This window comes from Actinocatenispora sera, from assembly GCF_018324685.1.
GTDB lineage: Bacteria > Actinomycetota > Actinomycetes > Mycobacteriales > Micromonosporaceae > Actinocatenispora > Actinocatenispora sera.
Genome location: NZ_AP023354.1, coordinates 4,612,591 through 4,631,600, shown reverse-complemented (window position 1 = coordinate 4,631,600; position 19,010 = coordinate 4,612,591). Strand labels below are relative to the sequence as shown.

Sequence of the window (19,010 nt, the reverse complement as noted above, 5' to 3'; positions counted from 1 at the left end):
ATCAACTCACCAGCCCGGTCATCACCGCGACCGGTACGGATAGGAAGCCCACCGTGATCACGAGCGCCAGGATGGTGGCGATCGTCTTGAAGGCCACGTTGCGGGCCGCGTTGTTGGCGCCGAGCGTCTGCGCCGCCGACCAGAAGCCGTGGTAGATGTGCAGGCACAGGGCGAGCATCGCGACGACGTAGATCAGCCCGATCCACCACACCCGGAAGTCGGCCACCACGTTCTGGTACGGGTGGCCCGCCTCGCCGCGCGGGTTCACCGCACCGACGGTCAGGTCCAGGATGTGCCAGACCACGAACAGCGCGAGGATCACGCCGCCGTAGCGCATCGTGTTGGTGGCGAAGGTGGCCCGCCACGGCCGCTTCGACCGGTACCGCTGCGGCCGGGCGTGGATGTCCCGGTGGGTCAGCTGGATCGCCGAGACCACGTGCGCCACCAGGCAGGCGACCAGCACCACCCGCTGGATCCACAGGTACCAGCTGTAGTGCAGGGCGGGTTCGCCGATCGTGCGCAGCCAGTGCGCGTAGCCGTTGAAGTCGGTCGGGCCGAAGAAGATCTTCAGGTTCCCGGCCATGTGCACGATCAGGAACAGCAGCATGATCACGCCGGTGGTGGCCATGACCGCCTTCTTGCCGACGGTCGAGTGCCACAGCGTGCGAAGAGGTGAGGGGCGGGCCGCCCGGGTCGCTATTGCCACGTCCGATAACGGTAGGACCGGTTGTGCTATGAGGTCCAAGACATGATCGCGCTGGACTCGATAGCCTGCGGCTATCGTGGGGCCGTGCAACTCCAGCAGCTCGCCTACTTCCTCGCCGTGGCGGAGACCCGGCACTTCACCCGCGCCGCCGAGGCGGTGCACGTCGCGCAACCCTCGCTGTCCAAGCAGATCCGGGCGCTGGAGCACGAACTGGGCGCGCCGCTGTTTAGCCGGGCCCGCGGCAACATCTCCCTCACCCCGGCCGGCGAGACGCTGTTGCCGCTGGCCAGGCGGATCCTGGCGGACGTCGACACGGCCCGGCTGGAGGTACAGGAGCTGGTCCAGCTGCGCTCCGGCCGGGTCCGGCTCGGCGCCACTCCGAGCCTGCTCACCGGCCTGCTGCCGGCCGTCCTGCGGGAGTACCGGCGGCAGTACCCGGGGATCCGGCTGACCATCGAGGAGTCCGGCTCCCGCGACCTGGTCCGCGACCTCGCCGAGGGCGAGCTGGACATGGCGTTGATCATCCTGCCGGTCGCGGCCCCCGGCCCGGCCCTCGCCACCACCCCGCTGCTGCGGGAGGAGCTCGTCGTCGCCTCCGCGATCGACGCGCCGCCACCGACCAGCGCCGACGCGATGCGCATCACCGACCTGGAGGACCAGCCGCTCGTGATGTTCCGCCGCGGGTACGACCTGCGTGAGTTCACCGTGACCGCCTGCCACGACGCCGGCTTCGAGCCCCGGTTCGCGATCGAGGGCGGCGAGATGGACGCGGTGCTCGGCTTCGTCTCGGCCGGCCTCGGCCTCGCGGTGGTGCCCAGCATGGTCGTCGCGGACAGCTTCCGGATCACCCCGTTCGCCCGGCCCGGTCTGTCGCGCACCATCGGGCTGGCACACCGCAAGGACGTCCAGCCGCCGCGCGCCGCCCGCGCCCTGCGCGACGTGCTGCTCGGCTACCTCGACCAGGCGGCGCGTGCCGGCACCCTGCCCCGCGGTACCCGGCCGGTCACCTGACGTCGGTCACCCGGGGGGCCGGGTCGCCCGGGTGGCGGCGATCACGAACAATCGCTGCATGAGCGACTACCCCGGTTGGCGGCCCGAGCAGAACCCGGGTCGGAACGTGCCCGCGGGCGGCTGGAGCTCCCCGGCGATGACACCACCGAAACCGCCACGCAACCGCCCCCGCTGGTTCCCGGCCGTGATCGCGGTCGGCGCCGCGGCGCTGGTCGGGATCGTCGTGGTCAGCATCACCCTCGCGGTCGGCGACGGTTCCGGCGGCACCGGCGGGCAGCCCGACGCGCACGGTTCGACTCCGTCGCGAGCGACCAGCGCGTCGGCGAAGCCGTCCCCGAGCACCTACGACACGCTGCCGGATCCGTGTTCGCTCGGCAGCCACAAGCCGAAGAAGGTCTCCGGGGCCAAGGCCGACGGCAGCCCCGGCGACGAACAGAGCCTGTGCTCGTTCGAGATCTTCTCCAGCGAGCGGACCGCGTACCTGCAGATCGAGCTGACCAAGTCGACCAGTTCGCGCGGCCCGATCGAGGACGCGAAGGACACGTACGGCGACGACAAGTCGTACGCCGACGACCCCGACAACAAGTACGACAAGGACCCGAAGGACATCTCCGGGCTCGGCGACCAGGCGTTCACCGCGAAGTACACCAACATCATCGTGTACGGCAAGAGCGAGTCGGACGCGAAGAACTATCACCTCGGCGGCGCCTGGGTCGAGGCACGCGCCGGCAACGTGATCGTCTCGGTCAAGTGGGGCGGCGCCAGCTACGACGGCATCGGCTCGGACGGCAAGACGTACGAGGGCACCAACTACACCTACTCGACCGCCGACAAGCAGGCCCGCGCGATCGTCAAGTATCTGCTCGACCAGCTGTCCTGACCGCCCGTCACCGCCCGTGGCCCGTCCCGGCCGGCGGCTGACGGCGGTCGAGACGGGCGACGACGCGCTGACAGCGCCGTGTGCGGGTGCGGTCAGCAGCCGGCGGCAGCATCGCCGGCATGGCGAACCTCTCCGACATCCGGCTCGGCGTCACCCGCGGCATCAGCTACGGGCTGCTGACCGAGCCCGAACCACTGGTACCGGCCGTCCTCGGCCTCGGTGGTCGGCTGCTGCGCGTCTTCCTGTACTGGCAGCAGTTGGAGCCACGACCCGGCGAGTACCGGTTCGACGACGTGGACGCGTTGCTGGCGACGCTGAACGACGACACCGAGCCGTGGCTGACGGTCTGCGCCAGCTCCCTGTGGGGTACCCGGGAGCGCACCGACCTGCTGCCGCCGTCACCACCCACCGACCCGGCAGCGTACGAGCGGATGGTCGGTGCGCTGGTCACGCACTGCGCCGGCCGGGTCCGGTACTGGCAGCCGGAGAACGAGCCGTGCTACCCGTACTTCTGGGCCGGCAGCCGGGACGAGTACGCCGACCACCTGGCCCGGTTCCACCGCGCCGTGAAGACCGCCGACCCGACCGCGACCGTGGTACTGGGCGGGGCGCCTCCCGGCGCGCTCGGCGCCGACGAGGACGACGAGGAGGCGCGCTGGTTCGCCGCATTGCTGCCGGGCGTCGGCGACCACTTCGACGCCCTGGACGTGCACCTGTACGGCGACGTGTACGCGACCGGACCGATGATCGAGCGCGGCCACGCGATGATGCGGGCCGCCGGCTACGACCGGCCGGTGGTCGTCGGCGAGTTCAACGGGCCGCTGCCGTTCGAGGACCCCGCGGTGGTCGCCGAACTCGGTGAGGTGTTCGCCGCCGGGGCGATGTCGAGCGAGGCGATCACCGGAACCGTGGCGCAGTACCGGGCGCACGCGGAGACCGAGACGCCGCCCCGCGCCGCCGTCCGCCGGCTGTACGAGCGGGCCGACGCCCTGCCCGACACGCTGCGGATGTTCCTGCGCGACTGCCCACCGGAGCTGGAGTCGCGCCGCCACCGGATCTCGGCCCGGCAGCTGGTGCAGCGCACCGTACTGGCGTTCGCCGCCGGGGTGCGCCGGGCGTCGTGCTGGAACCTCGCGCCGGAGGAACCGGAGAGCTTCGCCGACCGGTACGAGCTGATGGACCTGCTGTTCGGCAAGTTCGCTCTGCTGGACCGGGTGACGGAGCCGAACCGGACACCCGCGGCGGAGGCGTTCGCACTGCTCGCCACCCATCTGTCCACAGTAGACAGCGTGGTCCGGCTGAGCACCCCGGACCCGGACGCGTACGTGTACGCGCTGACCGGTCCGGCGACGCCACGGCTGATCGGCTGGGCCCGGCGGGACGCCTTCGCCGCCGACGACACGGACACCAACCCGGTCTCCGTACCGTGGCCGGCACCGGCGGACGCGACCGCGGTCGACGTGTTCGGCGACCCGGTGACCGTCACCGTCGACGACGGCCACCTGCACCTCGACCTCACCGGTACCCCGGTGCTGGTCACCGGCCGCTGACCGGCACGCCGCGGGTCAGTGCTTGCCGGACTTGTCCCCGCGGCGCTTACGCGGCCGCACCGACAGCTGGATCGGGCTGCCGACGAAGCCGAAGTCCTCGCGCAGCCGCCGCTCCACGTAGCGCACGTAGGCCGCGTCCAGCGCGCCCGTGGTGAACAGCACGAACCGCGGCGGGCAGACGCCGGCCTGGGTGGCGAACAGGATGCGCGGCTGCTTGCCCCCGCGCACCGGGTGCGGGTGCGCCTGCACCAGCTCGGTCGCCCACTGGTTGAGCCGCCCGGTCGGTACCCGGGTCTGCCACCCGGCCAGCGCCGTGCGCATCGCCGGTGCGAGCTTGTCCACCGCCCGGCCGGTCCGGGCCGAGATGTTGAGCCGCGGCGCCCAGGTGATGCGGCGCAGGTCGCGCTCGATCTCCCGGGCCAGGTAGTAGCGCCGGTCCTCGTCGACCAGGTCCCACTTGTTGAAGGCGATGACCAGCGACCGGCCGGACTCCTCGACCTTGGTCAGGATCCGCTGATCCTGCTCGGAGATCGGCTCGCTCGCGTCCAGCAGCACCACGACCACCTCGGCCGCGTCGATCGCGGCGTTGGTGCGCAGGCTCGCGTAGTACTCGGTGCCGCTCGCGGTGCCGACGCGCTTGCGCAGCCCGGCCGTGTCGACCAGCTGCCAGGTCTGTCCGCCGATCTCGGCGAGCGAGTCGACCGGGTCGACGGTGGTACCGGCGACGTTGTCGACGACCGCGCGCTCCTCCTTGGTCAGCTTGTTCAGCAGGCTGGACTTACCGACGTTCGGCCGGCCGACCAGGGCCACCCGGCGCGGCCCGCCGGCGCCCGGCTCGGCCGCGGCCGGCTGCTCCGGCAACTTCGCCACGACCAGGTCGAGCAGATCGCCGGAGCCGCGGCCGTGCAGCGCCGAGACCGGCAACGGCTCGCCCAGCCCGAGCGACCACAGCGCCGCAGCGTCCGACTCCAGCCGGGTGTTGTCGATCTTGTTGGCGACCAGCAGCACCGGCTTGCCGCCGCGCTGCAGCACCCGGGCGGCCGCCTCGTCGGTGTCGGTGCTGCCGACCACGCCGTCGACGACCAGGATCACCACGTCGGCGGCCTGCATCGCGGACTCGGCCTGGGCCGCGATCGCCGCCGCGCGGCCCTTCGCGTCCGGCTCCCAGCCGCCGGTGTCGACCACCGTGAACGGCCGGCCGTTCCAGGACGCGTCGTAGGCGACCCGGTCCCGGGTCACCCCGGGGGTGTCCTGCACGACCGCCTGCCGGCGGCCGATGATCCGGTTGACCAGCGTCGACTTGCCGACGTTCGGGCGGCCGACGACGGCCACCACCGGCACCGGGCCGGTCGGCTGGTCGGGCAGCGCCAGGCCCGGCGCACCGAACCCGTCGTCGGACAGCAGGTCGAACTCGCCGTACGCCGCCGGGTCCGGCGCGTCGCCGGCGTGTCGGGCGCCCGGCGGTACCGCGCCGGTCACGGCGCCTCGACCCCGGCCGCGGCGTGCTGCGCCAGCAGCCCGAGCAGCCGCTCGACGACCTGGTCGATCGACTCGTAGGTGGTGTCCACGACGGTCGCGTCCTCGGCCGCCTCCAGCGGCTTGGTCACCCTCGAGTCGGCGGTGTCGCGGCGGCGCAGGTCGGCGGCGGTGGCGTTGAGGTCCGCCGCGGTCTCGGCGCTGCGCCGGCGGGCCCGCTCGACCGGATCCGCGGTGAGGAACACCTTCAGCTCCGCGTCCGGCGCCACCACGGCGCCGATGTCCCGCCCCTCCACCACGATGCCGCCGGTGTCGCGCGCCGCGTCGATCAACCGGCGCTGCTCGGCGATCAGGTGTGCCCGCACCGCGGGCACCCCGGCCACTGCGGACACCGCGCCGGTGACCTCCGGGCCGCGGATCGCGGCGTCCACCGCGACGTCACCGACCCGGACCGACACCGCGGTCGGGTCGGTGGTGATGGTCAGCACGGCCGAGCGCACGCAGTCGGCGACCGCGTCCGGGTCGGACAGCTCGATCCCGGCGGACAGCACCGCCCAGGTGGCCGCCCGGTACATCGCGCCGGTGTCCAGGTAGCCGGCGCGAAGCGCGACGGCCAGCCGCCTGGCCACGGTCGACTTTCCGGAGCCGGACGGCCCGTCGATCGCGACCACGCCGTGGAACGGCGTCCGATTGCTGTCGGTCTGCACCGCTGTCCTCCCTGGACATGCCGTCACTCTGCCGGCGCCGGGTGCCGCCCGCACCGTCCCGTCGGGGCCATGGGCGCGCACCGGCGGGCCGGCGGTGGACGCCGGACACCACCAGCGAGTCTACGGAGCGCCCCGGAGGAACCGAGCACCGCGCCGCCGGGATGCCGCGCATGCCGATCCGGCAGGTACCGGCGACCAGGTGGCGAACCGGTTCACCTCAATGTTCGCCGAGCCGCGCGGGAGCCCAGTTTCAAAGCTCGAAGGCTCGCCGACCAAGTGTTGACGAAACCGCCACGAAAATTGACTTGCACAGGGATTGCGCCACACACCGCTCCGCTCTAATCTCCTTCTACCAGCTCAGGTCGGATCGCATCCGAGCACGTCTTTAGCCGTGCCCGACGCGGATTCGGTGGCGTGTCGTCATTTCTTGAAGCCACGATGACGCGGCGGAACCGGTGCTCGTGCACCCCCATCCCGCATTCATGGTGCTCTCATTCCAGCTCATTGCTGAACCGGTCAACCACAAAACGTAGCGGCTCCGCGGAGGAGGCAGCACGATGACCGAGAAATCCGCATCACAGACCACCCGCCGACAGTTTCTCGCCGGGGTGTCGTTGGCCGGTGCCGGCGCCGCGTTCGGCGGCACCCTGCTCACCGGATGCAGCAGCGACGGCGGCGCCGGCGGCGGCAAGCGCAGCAAGACCCTGTTCGTGGCCGGGTTCCAGTGGTCCCCGCCCACCACCTTCAACCCGCTCAATCCGAACGCCGGCTGGCCCACCGCCCAGGACAACATGCAGCTGGTGTTCGAGACGCTGTTCGCGTTCAACCTGCTCAACGGCAAGCTCGAACCCCAACTGGGCAGCAAGCTCACCGCGCCCGACGACCACACCCTGCAGATCGCGTTGCAACCGAAGGCGACCTGGCAGGACGGCAAACCGGTCACCGCCGACGACGTGGTCTACACGTTGGAGCTGGCCAAGAGCCACCCCGAGGTGCCGTTCGGATCGTTCTTCGAGTACGCGAAGTCGGTCACCGCCACCGACCCGCACACCGTGACGATCGAGCTGGACGCGAAGCAGCCCAACCCCGGCATGGTCAAGTCGTCGCTCACGACCATCTACATCATGCCCAAGCACATCTGGGCACCGATCGAGCAGAAGACCAAGCAGCTGACCGAGTACACGGTGACCAAGCCGGTCGGCTCGGGTCCGTACAAGCTGGACAAGTACTCCGCCTCGCAGCTCGCGTACACCCGCGACGAGAAGTACTGGGGCAAGGCGGTGCGCGGCAAGCTCCCCGCCCCGCAGTACCTGGTGCATCCGATCTTCAAGGACAACAGTGCCGGCAACCTCGCCTTCGAACGCGGTGAGGTGGACGCGATGCAGCAGTTCACGCCGGAGATCTGGAAGATGTGGCAGAACAAGCACGAGCCCGTCGCCACCTGGTACGACAAGGCGCCGTACCAGGTGCCCGGGTCGATCCCGATGCTGGTGATCAACACGACCAAGAAGGGGTTGGACAACCCGAAGGTGCGCCGGGCGCTCGCGTTCGCGATCGACTACGCCCGGATCGCGAAGACCGCGATGTCGCAGTACTCCGACCCGGCGAAATCCTCGGTGATCCTCCCCCGCGGCGTGGAGGAGGAGTACTTCGACGCGCAGAACGTCGCGCAGCACGGCTGGAAGTACGACCCGGCGCAGGCGCGGTCGATCCTGGAGAACGAGCTCGGCGCGAAGAAGGGCTCCGACGGGGTGTACAAGCTGCCCGACGGTACCCGGCTCGGGCCGTGGAGCGCGCAGACCCCGACCGGCTGGTCGGACTGGCAGACCGCGCTGCAGGTGGTGGCGGAGAGCACCAAGGAGGCCGGCTTCGACATCTCGACGAAGTTCCCGCAGCAGGCGCAGACCACCACCGCGGTGCAGAACGGCAACTTCGACCTGGCCTGCTGGTACGTGGCCGGGGTGAGCGCGGCGAGCCCGTGGCAGCGGTTCCGCGACGTGCTCGACTCGCGCGGGGTGGCGAAGCCGGGCACCTCGGCGTTCTACAACTACGGCCGGTTCCACGACTCGCGGGTGGCCCCGCTGCTGGACAAGGCGGCGACCCAGACCGGCGCCGAGGCCAAGCAGACCTACGGCGAGCTGGACCGCATCTTCATGGCGAACGCACCGATGATCCCGCTGATGTACCGGCCGCTGGACTTCTACGAGTTCAACACCGGCACCTGGAGCGGCTTCCCCACCGCCAAGCATCCGACGGGGCCGCCGCAGTTCCGTGGTGCCGGCATCGACTGGCTCTACGACCTCAAGCCCACCAAGAAGTGACGAGCGTTCCGGCGGCGGCGACGGAGGAGGAACGCTCATGAGCGAGCGGAAGCGAGCGAATCATAGGCATCGCGCCCGTTGGTGCCTCATGAGCGTTCCGACACAGGAGGAACGCTCATGAGCCTCCCGCGGTACCTGGGGCGCAAGGCGGCGTGGTACCTGGGCGCGCTGCTGGTGGCGATCCTGCTCAACTTCCTGCTGCCGCGGCTGATCCCGGGCAACCCGGTGGACACGATCGTCTCGTCGCTGTCGCGTGGGGGCGTGGAGGGCAGCCAGCTGCACGCCATCCACGCCCACTACGTGCACGAGTTCGGCCTGGACAAGCCGCTGTGGCAGCAGTTCCTGGTCTACCTGGGGCACCTGGCGCACGGTGACCTGGGCGTCTCGTTCGCCCAGTCGCCGGCGACGGTACAGGGGCTGATCGGGCAGGCGCTGCCGTGGAGCATCGCACTGCAGCTGCCGGCGATCGTGATCGGCTGGCTGGTCGGCAACGTGCTCGGCGCGCTGGCCGCCTACCGCGGCGGCTGGTTCGACCGCGGCGCGTTCCTCGGGTCGCTGTTCACCTCGTCGATGCCGTACTACTGCGTCGCGATCCTGCTGCTGTACCTGCTCGCGGTGGTGATCCCGGTGCTCCCGCCGTCCGGCGGGTACTCGTTCGGCAACGCGCCGGAGCTGTCCGCCGCGTTCGTGTCCGACGCGCTGACGCACTACTGGCTGCCGTTCCTGTCGCTGGTCATCGTGTTCGTCGGCGGCCAGGCGGTCGGCATGCGGTCGATGGCCGTGTACGAGCTGGGCAGCGACTACGTCAACTACGACCGCGGGTTGGGCCTGCGGGACCGCACGATCATCCGCTACATCTTCCGCAACGCGATGTTGCCGCAGGTCACCGGGCTGGCGTTGTCGATCGGGACGCTGGTGGGCGGGGCGCTGATCACCGAGATCGTGTTCTCCTACCCGGGCGTGGGCACCCTGCTGTTCACCGCGATCAGCCAGAACGACTATCCGGTGGTGACCGGCCTGACGCTGCTGATCGCGGTGGCGGTGCTGGTCGCGAACTTCTGCGTCGAGATCGCCTACGGCATCATCGATCCGCGCATCCGGGCCAGCAGCCGAGGTGAGCGCTGATGTCCACCGCACGCTTCTCCACCCGCTTCTACGTGGCGGCCGGGATCGTCGCCGCGGTCCTGCTGTTCGGCCTGGTCGCGCCGCTGGTGTTTCGCACCCACCAGGTCGGCGACGTGGTCGGCGGGCTCTACGACCATCCCAGCGCGCACGCCTGGCTGGGTACCGACAATCTCGGCCACGACGTGTTCACCAACCTGATGTACGGCACCCGTACCTCGCTGGTGATCGGCCTGGTGGCCGGCGCGATCGCGACCCTGCTCGGCGTCGCGATCGGTACCCTCGCCGGCTACCGCGGCGGCGCGGTCGAGGAAGGGTTGATGGGGTTCACCAACGTCATCCTGGCGATCCCGTCCATCGTGGTGCTGGTGCTGATCTCCATCGCGCTGGGCACCCGCTCCACCGTCACCCTCGCGGTGGTACTGGCGGTCACCAGCTGGCCGTGGACCGCCCGTGCGGTGCGCGCCCAGGCGTCCAGCGTGCGTACCCGCGAGCACCTGGACGTGGCCCGGCTGTCCGGCGCCGGGACGTTCTCGCTGATCTGCTACGACGTCGTGCCGTACATGCTGTCGTACATCTGCATGGCGTTCGTGCTGCAGGTCTCCGGCGCGGTGCTCAACGAGGCGGCGCTGTCGATGCTGGGGCTCGGCCCGTCCGGCGGGGTGTCGCTGGGCATCATGCTGCACTGGGCGCTCGCCTGGGAGTCGGTGCGCACCGGCGCCTGGTGGGCGTTCGTACCGCCCACCCTGCTGCTGACGTTGCTGGCGTTCGCACTGCTGATGCTGCAGTCCAGCCTGGACGAGGTGTTCAACCCGCGGCTGCGCCGGCACACCCGTACCGCACGCCGCCGGCGCACCGCCCGGCGCGTGGCGCCGGCGGCGCTGCCGGTACCGGAAGGAGCGGCGGAATGACCGACACCACACCGGCTGCGCCCCTGGTCCGCGCCCGGGGGTTGCGCGCGGCGTACCGCACCCAGCGCGGCACCGATGTCGTCGCGGTCGACGACGTGAGCCTGGAACTGTCCGGCGGGCAGGTGCTCGGCATCGCCGGCGAGTCCGGCAGCGGCAAGTCGACCCTGGCGGCCGTGCTGTCGCTGACCGCGCGGCCGCCGCTGTCGGTGCTCGGCGGCGAGCTGACCATCGACGGCGAGCAGCTCGACCTGTCCGGCGGCCGGCGCCCGCCGCGGACCTGGCGCGGCAGCGTCGTGTCGCTGCTGCCGCAGGGCGCGATGAACTCGCTGTCGGCGACCACCCGGGTCGGCGACCTCGCGGTCGACGTGGTGCGGGCGCACCGTGGCCGGATCCGCCGCTCTGACGCGCTCGATCTGCTCACCGACCGGCTGGACGCGCTGGACCTGCCGCGGCGGGTGGTGGACAGCTACCCGCACCAGCTGTCCGGCGGGATGCGGCAGCGGGTGGTCACGGTGCTGTCCACGCTGCTGGATCCGAAGCTGCTGATCGCCGACGAGCCGACCTCGGCGCTGGACGTGTCCACCCAGCGGGCACTCACCGAACTGCTGCGCGAGCTGCTGCACCGTGGTCTGGTCGGCGGCATCGTGTTCGTCACGCACGACCTGCCGGTGCTGCGCGCGGTCGCCGACCGCGTCGCCATCATGTACGCCGGTCAGCTGGTCGAGGTCGGCGACACGGCCGGGCTGATCGACGACCCGCGGCACCCGTACACCGCGGCGCTGCTCGCCTCGGTGCTGGTGCCGGAGCCGCGGATCCGTACCCGCCGGATCGGCGGGATCGCCGGCGCCCCACCGGATCTGTCCGCGCCACCGGCCGGCTGCCGGTTCCACCCGCGGTGCAGCCTCGCCACCGAGGTCTGCACCGAGCAGGTACCGCCGATGATCGGCGCGATCGGCGCCGGCTACACCACCTGCTGGTGGCGCGCCGAGCACCCTGACGAGCCGCTGGAGGCGAGGCTGTGAGCACCGAGGCGAGCCCGACCGGCGACGTCACATCGGACGGCGGCGGGGGCGACGCGCTGGTCGTGGGCGAGCACCTGACCCGGGTGTTCGGCCGCGGCGATGCGGCGGTACGGGCGGTCGACGACGTGTCGTTCGCGCTGCGCCGCAGCGAGATCACCACCGTGGTCGGCGAGAGCGGCAGCGGCAAGTCGACGCTGGCCCGGATGCTGCTCAAGCTGCTGCCGGTCACCTCCGGCCGGCTGGTCTTCGACGGTACCGACGTGACCGGCCGCACCGACACCACCGCGTACTGGCGGCAGGTGCAGGCGGTGTTCCAGGACCCGTTCAGCGCGTTCAACCAGTTCTTCACGGTACGACGGCTGCTCGCCCGCTCCCGCCGGCTGCTCGGCGCCGAGCTCACCGAACAGCGGATTGTCGAGGCGTTGGAACAGGTCGGGCTGCAGGCCGCGGACGTACTCGGCCGTTACCCGCACCAGCTGTCCGGCGGGCAGCGGCAGCGGGTGATGATCGCCCGCGCGCTGCTGATGCGGCCGAGCCTGCTGATCGCCGACGAGGCCACCTCGATGCTGGATGCGTCGCTGCGCGCCACCATCCTCAACGTGCTGACCGACCTGCGCGACCGGGCCGGGCTGACGATCCTGTTCATCACCCACGACATCGGGCAGGCCTGCTACGTCTCCGATCAGGTGCTGGTGCTCAGCAAGGGCCGGCTGGTCGAGTCCGGACCGGCCGAGCGGGTCATCTTCGACCCGCACCACGACTACACCCGCAAGCTGCTCGCCGACGTGCCCCGGCTGCACGACACCGGCTGACCGCGAGCGGCCGAGCCCCGGTTAGAGTTCCGGCATGCGTTTCTGGCACGCCGTCACCCCGCCGCCCGCGCGCTGAGGGCGCCGCGGCAGCACGCCACCGCCACCGGCCCGGAGCCGGTACGGCGGCGGTCACCGTGCGGTGCCGGCATCGAGCCGGCGTCGCCGCGCCCACCACGGTCCTGACCGATCTCGTCGTGGGAGCAGCGTCGTGTCCACCTCCACCGCGGAAACCTCCGTACCCTCCGCCGGCAGCGCCGGCGCGTTGTGTGTCCTCGCCGCGGCCGCCCTCTGGGGCAGCACCGGCACCATCAGTACGTTCGCGCCGGCGGGCGTGTCGCCGACCGTGGTCGGCTCGTCCGGCCTGGCGGTCGGCGGCCTGCTGCTGTACCTCACCGGGCGGCTCGCCGGCGCCGGACCGGCCGCGCGCGGTCGCCGGGAGTACCTGCTGGTCGCGCTCGGCGCCGGCACGGTCGCCGGCTACCCGCTGACGTTCTTCCCGGCGGTCGCCCGGGCCGGCGTGGCACCGGGCACGGTGATCATGCTGTGCTGCGCGCCGGTCTGCGCCGGGCTGTTCGACTGGCTGCTGCGCCGGCACCGACCGCAACGCCGGTGGCTGATCGCCACCGCCGGGTGCCTGGCCGGTGCCGTCCTGCTTGCCGTCGGCGGCGACGCCGGCGCGCAGATCGATCCGCTGGGCATCGCCCTCGCCGTCGCGGCCGGCGCGAGCTACGCCGCGTACACGGCGGTAGCGGGGTTGTTGATCTCCCGGGGCCGCGGCTCGGCGCCGGTGACCGGCGCGATGTTCGGCGGCGGCGCGCTGCTGGTACTGCCGGTGCAGCTCGCCGCCGGGCCGGCCTGGATGCTGCACGGCCACGGACCGCTGGTGGTGGCGCACCTGGCGCTGGTCACCACGTTCCTCGCGTACGTGCTCTACGGCCGCGGCCTGCGGACGGTCACCGCGGCGGTCGCCACCACGCTCGCGCTCGCCGAACCTGCCGTCGCGACCGTGCTGGGCGTCGTGGTCCTGCACGAGCGGCTCGCGGTGGCCGGCTGGGTCGGCGAGGCGCTCCTCGCCGCCGCGCTGCTGCTGCTCGCGCTCGGTCAGCGGGCGCCGGCCTCCACCGCCCGGTAGAGCCCGCCCAGCTCCTCCCGCCCCAGCGGCCGGGTCACCCCCGGCCGCAGGTCGCCCAGCGCCACCGGACCGATCCGGGTCCGGATCAGCCGCTCCACCGGATGCCCGACCTCGGCGAGCATCCGGCGCACGATGCGGTTACGCCCCTCGTGCAGCACCACCTCGACCAGCGCGCGGTCCCGGTCGGTGGACACCACCCGGAACCGGTCGACCGCGGCCGGCCCGTCCTCCAGCTGCACGCCGTCGCGCAGCCGGCGGCCCACCGCGGGCGGCACCGGTCCCGGCACCTGCGCCAGGTAGGTCTTCGCCACCTCGTACGACGGGTGCATCAGCCGGTGCGCCAGATCGCCGTCGTTGGTCAGCAGCAGCAGGCCCTCGCTGTCGGCGTCCAGCCGGCCGACGTGGAACAGCCGGGTCACGTCGCCCGGCACGTACTGCGCGAGGGTGCGCCGGCCGCGGTCGTCGGACATCGCCGACAGCACGCCGCGCGGTTTGTTCAGCGCGAGGTGCACCATCCGGTCGTCGGTGACCACCCGCAGCCCGTCCACGTACACCACCGAGACGCGCGGGTCGGCCCGGTCGCCCAGCTGCGCCTTCCGGCCGTCCACGGTCACCCGCCCGGCCGCGATCAGCTCCTCGCAGGCACGCCGCGACCCCAGCCCCGCGGCCGCCAACACCTTCTGCAACCGCTGGAGAGGCTCTGGTTCGGTCACGATGCTTCCTCGGGGAGTTCGTCGGGCAGGAACGGAGCCAGGTCGGGCAGCTCGTCGGTCGAGTTGAGGCCCATCCGCTCCAGGAACAGTGTCGTGGTGCGGTAGAGGTACGCGCCGGACTCCGGCTCGGCGCCGCACTCCTCGATCAGCCCGCGGGTGAGCAGGGTGCGCACCACCCCGTCGCAGTTGACGCCGCGGATCGCGGACACCCGCGAGCGGCTGACCGGCTGCTTGTACGCCACCACCGCGAGCGTCTCCAGCGCGGCCTGGGTCAGCCGCACCTGCTGGCCGTCCAGCACGAACCGCTCCACGTACGGCGCGAAGTCGTCCCGGGTGTAGATGCGCCAGCCGCCGGCGGCCTGGCGCAGCTCGAACCCGCGCCGCTCCCGCGTGTACGACTCGGCCAGCTCGCGCACCGCGGCCGCCACGGTGACCGTCGGGCGCTCCAGGACCTGCGCCAGCACCACCTCGCTGACCGGCTCGTCCACCACGATCAGGATCGCCTCCAGCGCCGCCCGCAGCGTCTCCGGATCGTCCAGCTCCGGCAGCGCGCGCGCCTCGCCCGCCGCGTCCGGGCCGGCCCCGGCGGCGGGCGCCGGCGGCTCGGCCGAGCCAAGCTCGCCCACCGGTTCCTCGGACACGACGGCCCCGCCGGCCTGATACTCGGGCTCGGCGTCCACAACCGGCACGGCGTCCGCGGTTGGCTCGCCATCCGGCTCCGCGAGCCGAGACGGTTCGGCCTCGTCGTTCGACCCGCGGTCCCGGAGCGCCGCAGGGGCCGCCTGCGGCTCCGCCTCGGCGACCGGCTCGTGGCCTCCGACGGGCTGGACGTCGTCGCTCGCCTCGAGATCACCGGCCACCTCGGCGGCCTCCGGCGACACACCGTGACCGGCGGAATCCAGATCGCCGGCCGGCGCTACGGCCCCGGCAGCCGACTCGCTGTCGCCGGCCGGCGCTGAGGCCCCGGTTGCCGGCTCGACGTCGTCCGCCGACACCGTGGCCCGCGCGTTCGGATCGAGCTCGTCGGCAGCCGGAACGGCATCGTCCGACGACGCCGCGGCCCCGGGCGCCGGCGTGACGTCACCGTCGCCGGTCGGCCTGCGGTCCGCGCTCGACGCGTCGTCCCGCGCGGCCGCTTCGGCGGCGGGTGCCGGGGCGTCGGCGTCGGTACCGGAGGGCGCGGGTTCGTCCGGCTGCGGTCGGGCCCAGGGTGGGGTCCAGGCGGCCACCCGGTCGGCCAGCGACGGCGCGTCGCCGCGCGCCGCGTCGTCTTCGCTGCCGGTCACGTGCTCTCCCCCTGTTGCTGCTGCGGCCGTTCGGCATCGGCGGGCTGCTCGCCAGCCGCCGGTGGCGTACCCGCGTACTCGTCCACGTCGATGGTGGCCGCCTCGGCACCGCCCTGCCACCGTACGGTCAGCTCGCCGAGCGCCTCCGGCTGCTCGAACCCGACCATGTTCTCCCGGTACATCTCCAGCAGGGCGAGGAACCGGGCCACCATCTCCAGCGTGTTCGCACAGTCGGAGCACAGCGACCGAAACGTACCGGTACCGATGCGTTGCAGCCGTTCGGCGAGGATCGCCGCGTGCTCCCGTACGCTGACCCGCACCATGTGCACGTGATCGATCGCCACCGTCGGCGGCGCCTTCGGCGTCATGCCGCGCACCGCGAGCTGGGCGAACCGCTCCAGCCCGATCGACAACACGATCTCCGGCAGCACCTCGGCGTACCGCGGCTCCAACCCGACCGTACGCGGATAGCGCCGGGCCGCGGTGCGCTCCAGGTCGTTGAGGTGCGCCGCCGCCTGCTTGAACGCCTTGTACTGCAGCAGCCGGGCGAACAGCAGGTCGCGCGCCTCCAGCAGGGCGAGATCCTCCTCGTCCTCCACCTGTGCCGACGGCAGCAGCCGGGCCGCCTTGAGATCCAGCAGGGTGGCCGCGATGATCAGGAACTCGCTCGCCTCGTCCAGGTCCCACTCGCTGCCCATCGCCCGGATGTGCGCGATGAACTCGTCGGTCACCTTGGACAGCGCGACCTCGGTGACATCCAGCTTGTGCTTGCTGATCAACTGCAGCAGCAGATCGAACGGGCCCTCGAAGTTGTCCAGCCGGACGCTGAACCCGCTCCTGCGGTCGCCCCCGTCGCCGGTCGCCCCGGCCACGTCGTCGGCCGACTCGCCCGCGCCCTCGGCACCGTCGTCGACGTACGGGGTCGCGGTGCCGTCGATCGCCCCGGGCACGGTGGGATCGGCGGTCCGTGACGGCTCGGGTTCGGACGGTACGGGCGTGCTCACCCGCGCAACGTTACCCACGCCGGGCCGGTCGGCCGCACCGGTCACCACACCGGCACCGGCTGGTGTCCGGGCAGCCGGCCGCCCCCTGTCGCCCCACGCACCGAACGACCGTACCTACATCCCCTGGCGCAGCGACTGCTGGCCGATGACCTCGCGGGCAAGCTGCCGGTACGCCCGGGCGCCGGACGACGAGGGCGCCCAGGTGGTGATCGGCTCACCGGCCACCGTGGTCTCCGGGAACCGCACCGTGCGGGTGATGACGGTCTGGTAGACCCGCTCACCGAACGCCTCGACCACGCGCTGCAGCACCTGCCGGCAGTGCGTGGTGCGCGAGTCGTACATGGTGGCGAGGATGCCTTCCAGCTCCAGGTCGAAGTTGAGCCGCTCGCGCACCTTGTCGATCGTGTCGAGCAGCAGCGCCACCCCGCGCAGGCTGAAGAACTCGCACTCCAGCGGGATCACCACGCCGTGCGCGGCGGTCAGCGCGTTGACCGTCAGCAGCCCGAGCGACGGCTGGCAGTCGATCAGGATGTAGTCGTACTCCTTGAGCGCCGGGCGCAGCACCCGGGTCAGCGTCTGCTCCCGCGCCACCTCGTTGACCAGCTGGATCTCGGCCGCGGACAGGTCGATGTTGGCCGGCAGCAGGTGCAGCCCGTCGACGTTGGTCTTGAACAGCACCTCGTCCAGCCCGACGTCACGCTGCATCAGCAGGTTGTAGATGGTCAGGTCGAGGTTGTGCGGGTTGACCCCGAACCCCACCGACAGCGCGCCCTGCGGGTCGAAGTCGACCATCAGCACCCGCCGCCCGTACTCCGCGAGCGCGGCGCCCAGGTTGATCGTGGTGGTCGTCTTGCCGACGCCACCCTTCTGGTTGGCCATCGCGATGATGCGGGCCGGCCCGTGCCGCTCGACCGGCGGCGGCTGCAGGATCGGACGCTTGATCGTGTACGCCGACGGGTCTGCCGGACCCAACTCCGCCTCAGCGCCGAGCTCCATGGGAGGTGGCTCCTGCCGGAGCTTGTCCCACGCGTCCCCGCTGAGACTCGTCATCCTCAACACCCTTCCCGCCGGCTGCCCGGAAATCCCGGCGCCGCCCCGGACCACCGGGGAAGAGGGGCGGCCGTGGCCCGACTGTACGCCACGGTGGGATCTTCTCGCCGCCATCATCCCCGGCGTGTCGCAACGACGGCACGCTCCTGTCCTGCACCGGACACCGTCTGATCGGGCACCGGCGCGTCGAGTCAAACGGTACGGGCCGACTCAAGCCCGCGCGCGCGGATGGGTCGTGGTGTACACCTCACGCAGTTTGTCGACCGTCACCAGCGTATAGACCTGCGTGGTCGTCACCGAGGCGTGCCCGAGCAGCTCCTGCACCACCCGGACGTCGGCGCCGCCGTCCAGCAGGTGGGTGGCGAACGAGTGACGCAGCGTGTGCGGCGAGACCGAGCCGTCCAGCTGTGCCCGCTGCGCCGCCCGGCGCAGGATCGACCACGCGCTCTGCCTCGACAGCGCACCCCCGCGGGCGTTGAGGAACAGCGCACCGTGCCCGCCACCGGCGCGGGCGAGCGCCGGCCGGGCCCGGGTCAGGTACGCCGAGACCGCCCGGCAGGCGTACCCGCCGACCGGCACCAGCCGGGTCTTGCCGCCCTTGCCGGACAGCCGCACCGTGCTGTCAGCCGTACCGTCCGTGCCGTCGGCCAGGTCCAGGTCGTCGACCGCGGCGCCGACCGCCTCGGAGATGCGCGCACCGGTGCCGTACAGGAACTCCAGCAGGGCGCGGTCCCGCAGCACCAGCGGATCGGGGTCGCTGTCCGAGCCGGTCGCGGCGAGCAACTGCTCCACCTCGTACACCGAGAGCGCCTTGGGCAGCCGCTTGCCCGGCGTCGGCGGGTGGACGTCGTGCGCCGGGTCGCCGGTCGTCAGCCCCTCCGCGGCGGCGAACCGGTGCAGCCCGCGCACCGCGCTGACCGTACGGGCGGCCGAGGACACCGACAGCGGCGGGTGCCGCTCGTCGCCGCCGCGCAGCGTGGCCAGGAACTGCGCGACGTGCCCGGTGCCCACCGCCTCCAGCGCCCCGACGCCGGCCGCGGCCAGCCACTGCTGGTAGCGGCCCAGATCCCGCCGGTACGAACTGAGCGTGTTGCCGGCCAGCGCGCGCTCCACCAGCAGGTGGTCCAGGTAGGCGCGGACCGCCGCGCGCAGCTCCGGCGCGACCTGCGGCTCCGCAGCGGGCGCCGGATCCGGCGCAGCGCCCGAGGTCGACATCTCGCCCGACACGTCGCTGGACACGCCACCTCCACTGGCCGCACCCCATCCTAGGAGGTACCGGCCGGCCGCGGGCCACCGTGCGTGATCAT

At 72.1% G+C, this 19,010-nt stretch carries 17 protein-coding genes; 9 read left to right on the top strand and 8 right to left on the bottom strand.

Annotated features, from left to right (window positions below):
• Position 1: 1 nt before the first annotated feature.
• Positions 2-706 (bottom strand): succinate dehydrogenase cytochrome b subunit, encoded by a 705-nt coding sequence (locus Asera_RS22055; protein ID WP_084132933.1) that lies wholly within the window; start codon positions 704-706, stop codon positions 2-4.
• Positions 707-790: 84 nt separating this feature from the next.
• Here Asera_RS22055 and Asera_RS22050 point away from each other — a divergent pair, with 84 nt between their 5' ends.
• The 3 genes from Asera_RS22050 to Asera_RS22040 all read left to right on the top strand — a co-directional run bounded on the left by Asera_RS22050 (position 791) and on the right by Asera_RS22040 (position 4,147).
• A complete protein-coding gene (locus Asera_RS22050) occupies positions 791-1,717 on the top strand; it encodes a LysR family transcriptional regulator (protein ID WP_030449928.1) in 927 nt (308 codons plus the stop codon).
• Positions 1,718-1,775: 58 nt separating this feature from the next.
• A complete protein-coding gene (locus Asera_RS22045; RefSeq protein ID WP_157035235.1) occupies positions 1,776-2,597 on the top strand; it encodes a hypothetical protein in 822 nt (273 codons plus the stop codon).
• Positions 2,598-2,716: 119 nt separating this feature from the next.
• Positions 2,717-4,147, top strand: coding sequence for a hypothetical protein (locus Asera_RS22040; protein WP_157035236.1), 1,431 nt, complete (start codon positions 2,717-2,719; stop codon positions 4,145-4,147).
• Positions 4,148-4,162: 15 nt separating this feature from the next.
• Here the strand turns inward: Asera_RS22040 and der are convergent, their stop codons facing one another.
• Together der and cmk are read right to left on the bottom strand one after the other, a co-directional pair.
• Positions 4,163-5,551, bottom strand: coding sequence for a ribosome biogenesis GTPase Der (gene der / locus Asera_RS22035; RefSeq protein WP_157035238.1), 1,389 nt, complete (start codon positions 5,549-5,551; stop codon positions 4,163-4,165).
• Between the two features lie 71 nt (positions 5,552-5,622).
• Positions 5,623-6,330 (bottom strand): (d)CMP kinase, encoded by a 708-nt coding sequence (gene cmk, locus Asera_RS22030; RefSeq protein WP_244843982.1) that lies wholly within the window; start codon positions 6,328-6,330, stop codon positions 5,623-5,625.
• Between the two features lie 557 nt (positions 6,331-6,887).
• On the opposite strand from cmk, the gene Asera_RS22025 reads away from it, so the two are divergent.
• The 6 genes from Asera_RS22025 (at position 6,888) to Asera_RS22000 (ending at position 13,650) form a co-directional block, all read left to right on the top strand.
• Complete coding sequence (locus Asera_RS22025; protein ID WP_030449933.1) at positions 6,888-8,651, top strand: ABC transporter substrate-binding protein; 1,764 nt, start codon at positions 6,888-6,890, stop codon at positions 8,649-8,651.
• Between the two features lie 117 nt (positions 8,652-8,768).
• Positions 8,769-9,776 (top strand): ABC transporter permease, encoded by a 1,008-nt coding sequence (locus tag Asera_RS22020; protein WP_030449934.1) that lies wholly within the window; start codon positions 8,769-8,771, stop codon positions 9,774-9,776.
• Positions 9,776-10,684 carry an ABC transporter permease gene (locus Asera_RS22015; protein WP_084132935.1) on the top strand — a complete coding sequence of 303 codons (909 nt, stop codon included), beginning with the start codon at positions 9,776-9,778 and terminating at the stop codon, positions 10,682-10,684. Before Asera_RS22020 ends, Asera_RS22015 begins: the two co-directional genes overlap by 1 nt.
• Positions 10,681-11,706: an ABC transporter ATP-binding protein gene (locus Asera_RS22010; RefSeq protein WP_030449936.1), complete on the top strand. Its 1,026-nt coding sequence runs from the start codon at positions 10,681-10,683 to the stop codon at positions 11,704-11,706. The genes Asera_RS22015 and Asera_RS22010 overlap by 4 nt, the downstream gene beginning before the upstream one ends.
• A complete protein-coding gene (locus Asera_RS22005; protein ID WP_211255820.1) occupies positions 11,703-12,518 on the top strand; it encodes an ABC transporter ATP-binding protein in 816 nt (271 codons plus the stop codon). The genes Asera_RS22010 and Asera_RS22005 overlap by 4 nt, the downstream gene beginning before the upstream one ends.
• A 208-nt stretch (positions 12,519-12,726) precedes the next feature.
• On the top strand, positions 12,727-13,650 hold the full coding sequence (locus Asera_RS22000) for an EamA family transporter (RefSeq protein WP_030449938.1): 924 nt from the start codon (positions 12,727-12,729) through the stop codon (positions 13,648-13,650).
• Here Asera_RS22000 and Asera_RS21995 read toward each other — a convergent pair.
• The 5 genes from Asera_RS21995 to Asera_RS21975 form a co-directional block, all read right to left on the bottom strand.
• Complete coding sequence (locus Asera_RS21995; RefSeq protein ID WP_030449939.1) at positions 13,620-14,363, bottom strand: pseudouridine synthase; 744 nt, start codon at positions 14,361-14,363, stop codon at positions 13,620-13,622. The genes Asera_RS22000 and Asera_RS21995 overlap by 31 nt on opposite strands.
• Complete coding sequence (scpB, locus tag Asera_RS33815) at positions 14,360-15,649, bottom strand: SMC-Scp complex subunit ScpB (protein WP_030449940.1); 1,290 nt, start codon at positions 15,647-15,649, stop codon at positions 14,360-14,362. Before scpB ends, Asera_RS21995 begins: the two co-directional genes overlap by 4 nt.
• A complete protein-coding gene (locus tag Asera_RS21985) occupies positions 15,646-16,653 on the bottom strand; it encodes a segregation and condensation protein A (RefSeq protein WP_084132943.1) in 1,008 nt (335 codons plus the stop codon). Before Asera_RS21985 ends, scpB begins: the two co-directional genes overlap by 4 nt.
• A 114-nt stretch (positions 16,654-16,767) precedes the next feature.
• Complete coding sequence (locus Asera_RS21980) at positions 16,768-17,649, bottom strand: ParA family protein (protein WP_157035239.1); 882 nt, start codon at positions 17,647-17,649, stop codon at positions 16,768-16,770.
• Positions 17,650-17,913: 264 nt separating this feature from the next.
• On the bottom strand, positions 17,914-18,918 hold the full coding sequence (locus Asera_RS21975; RefSeq protein WP_030449943.1) for a site-specific tyrosine recombinase XerD: 1,005 nt from the start codon (positions 18,916-18,918) through the stop codon (positions 17,914-17,916).
• Between the last annotated feature and the right edge of the window lie 92 nt (positions 18,919-19,010).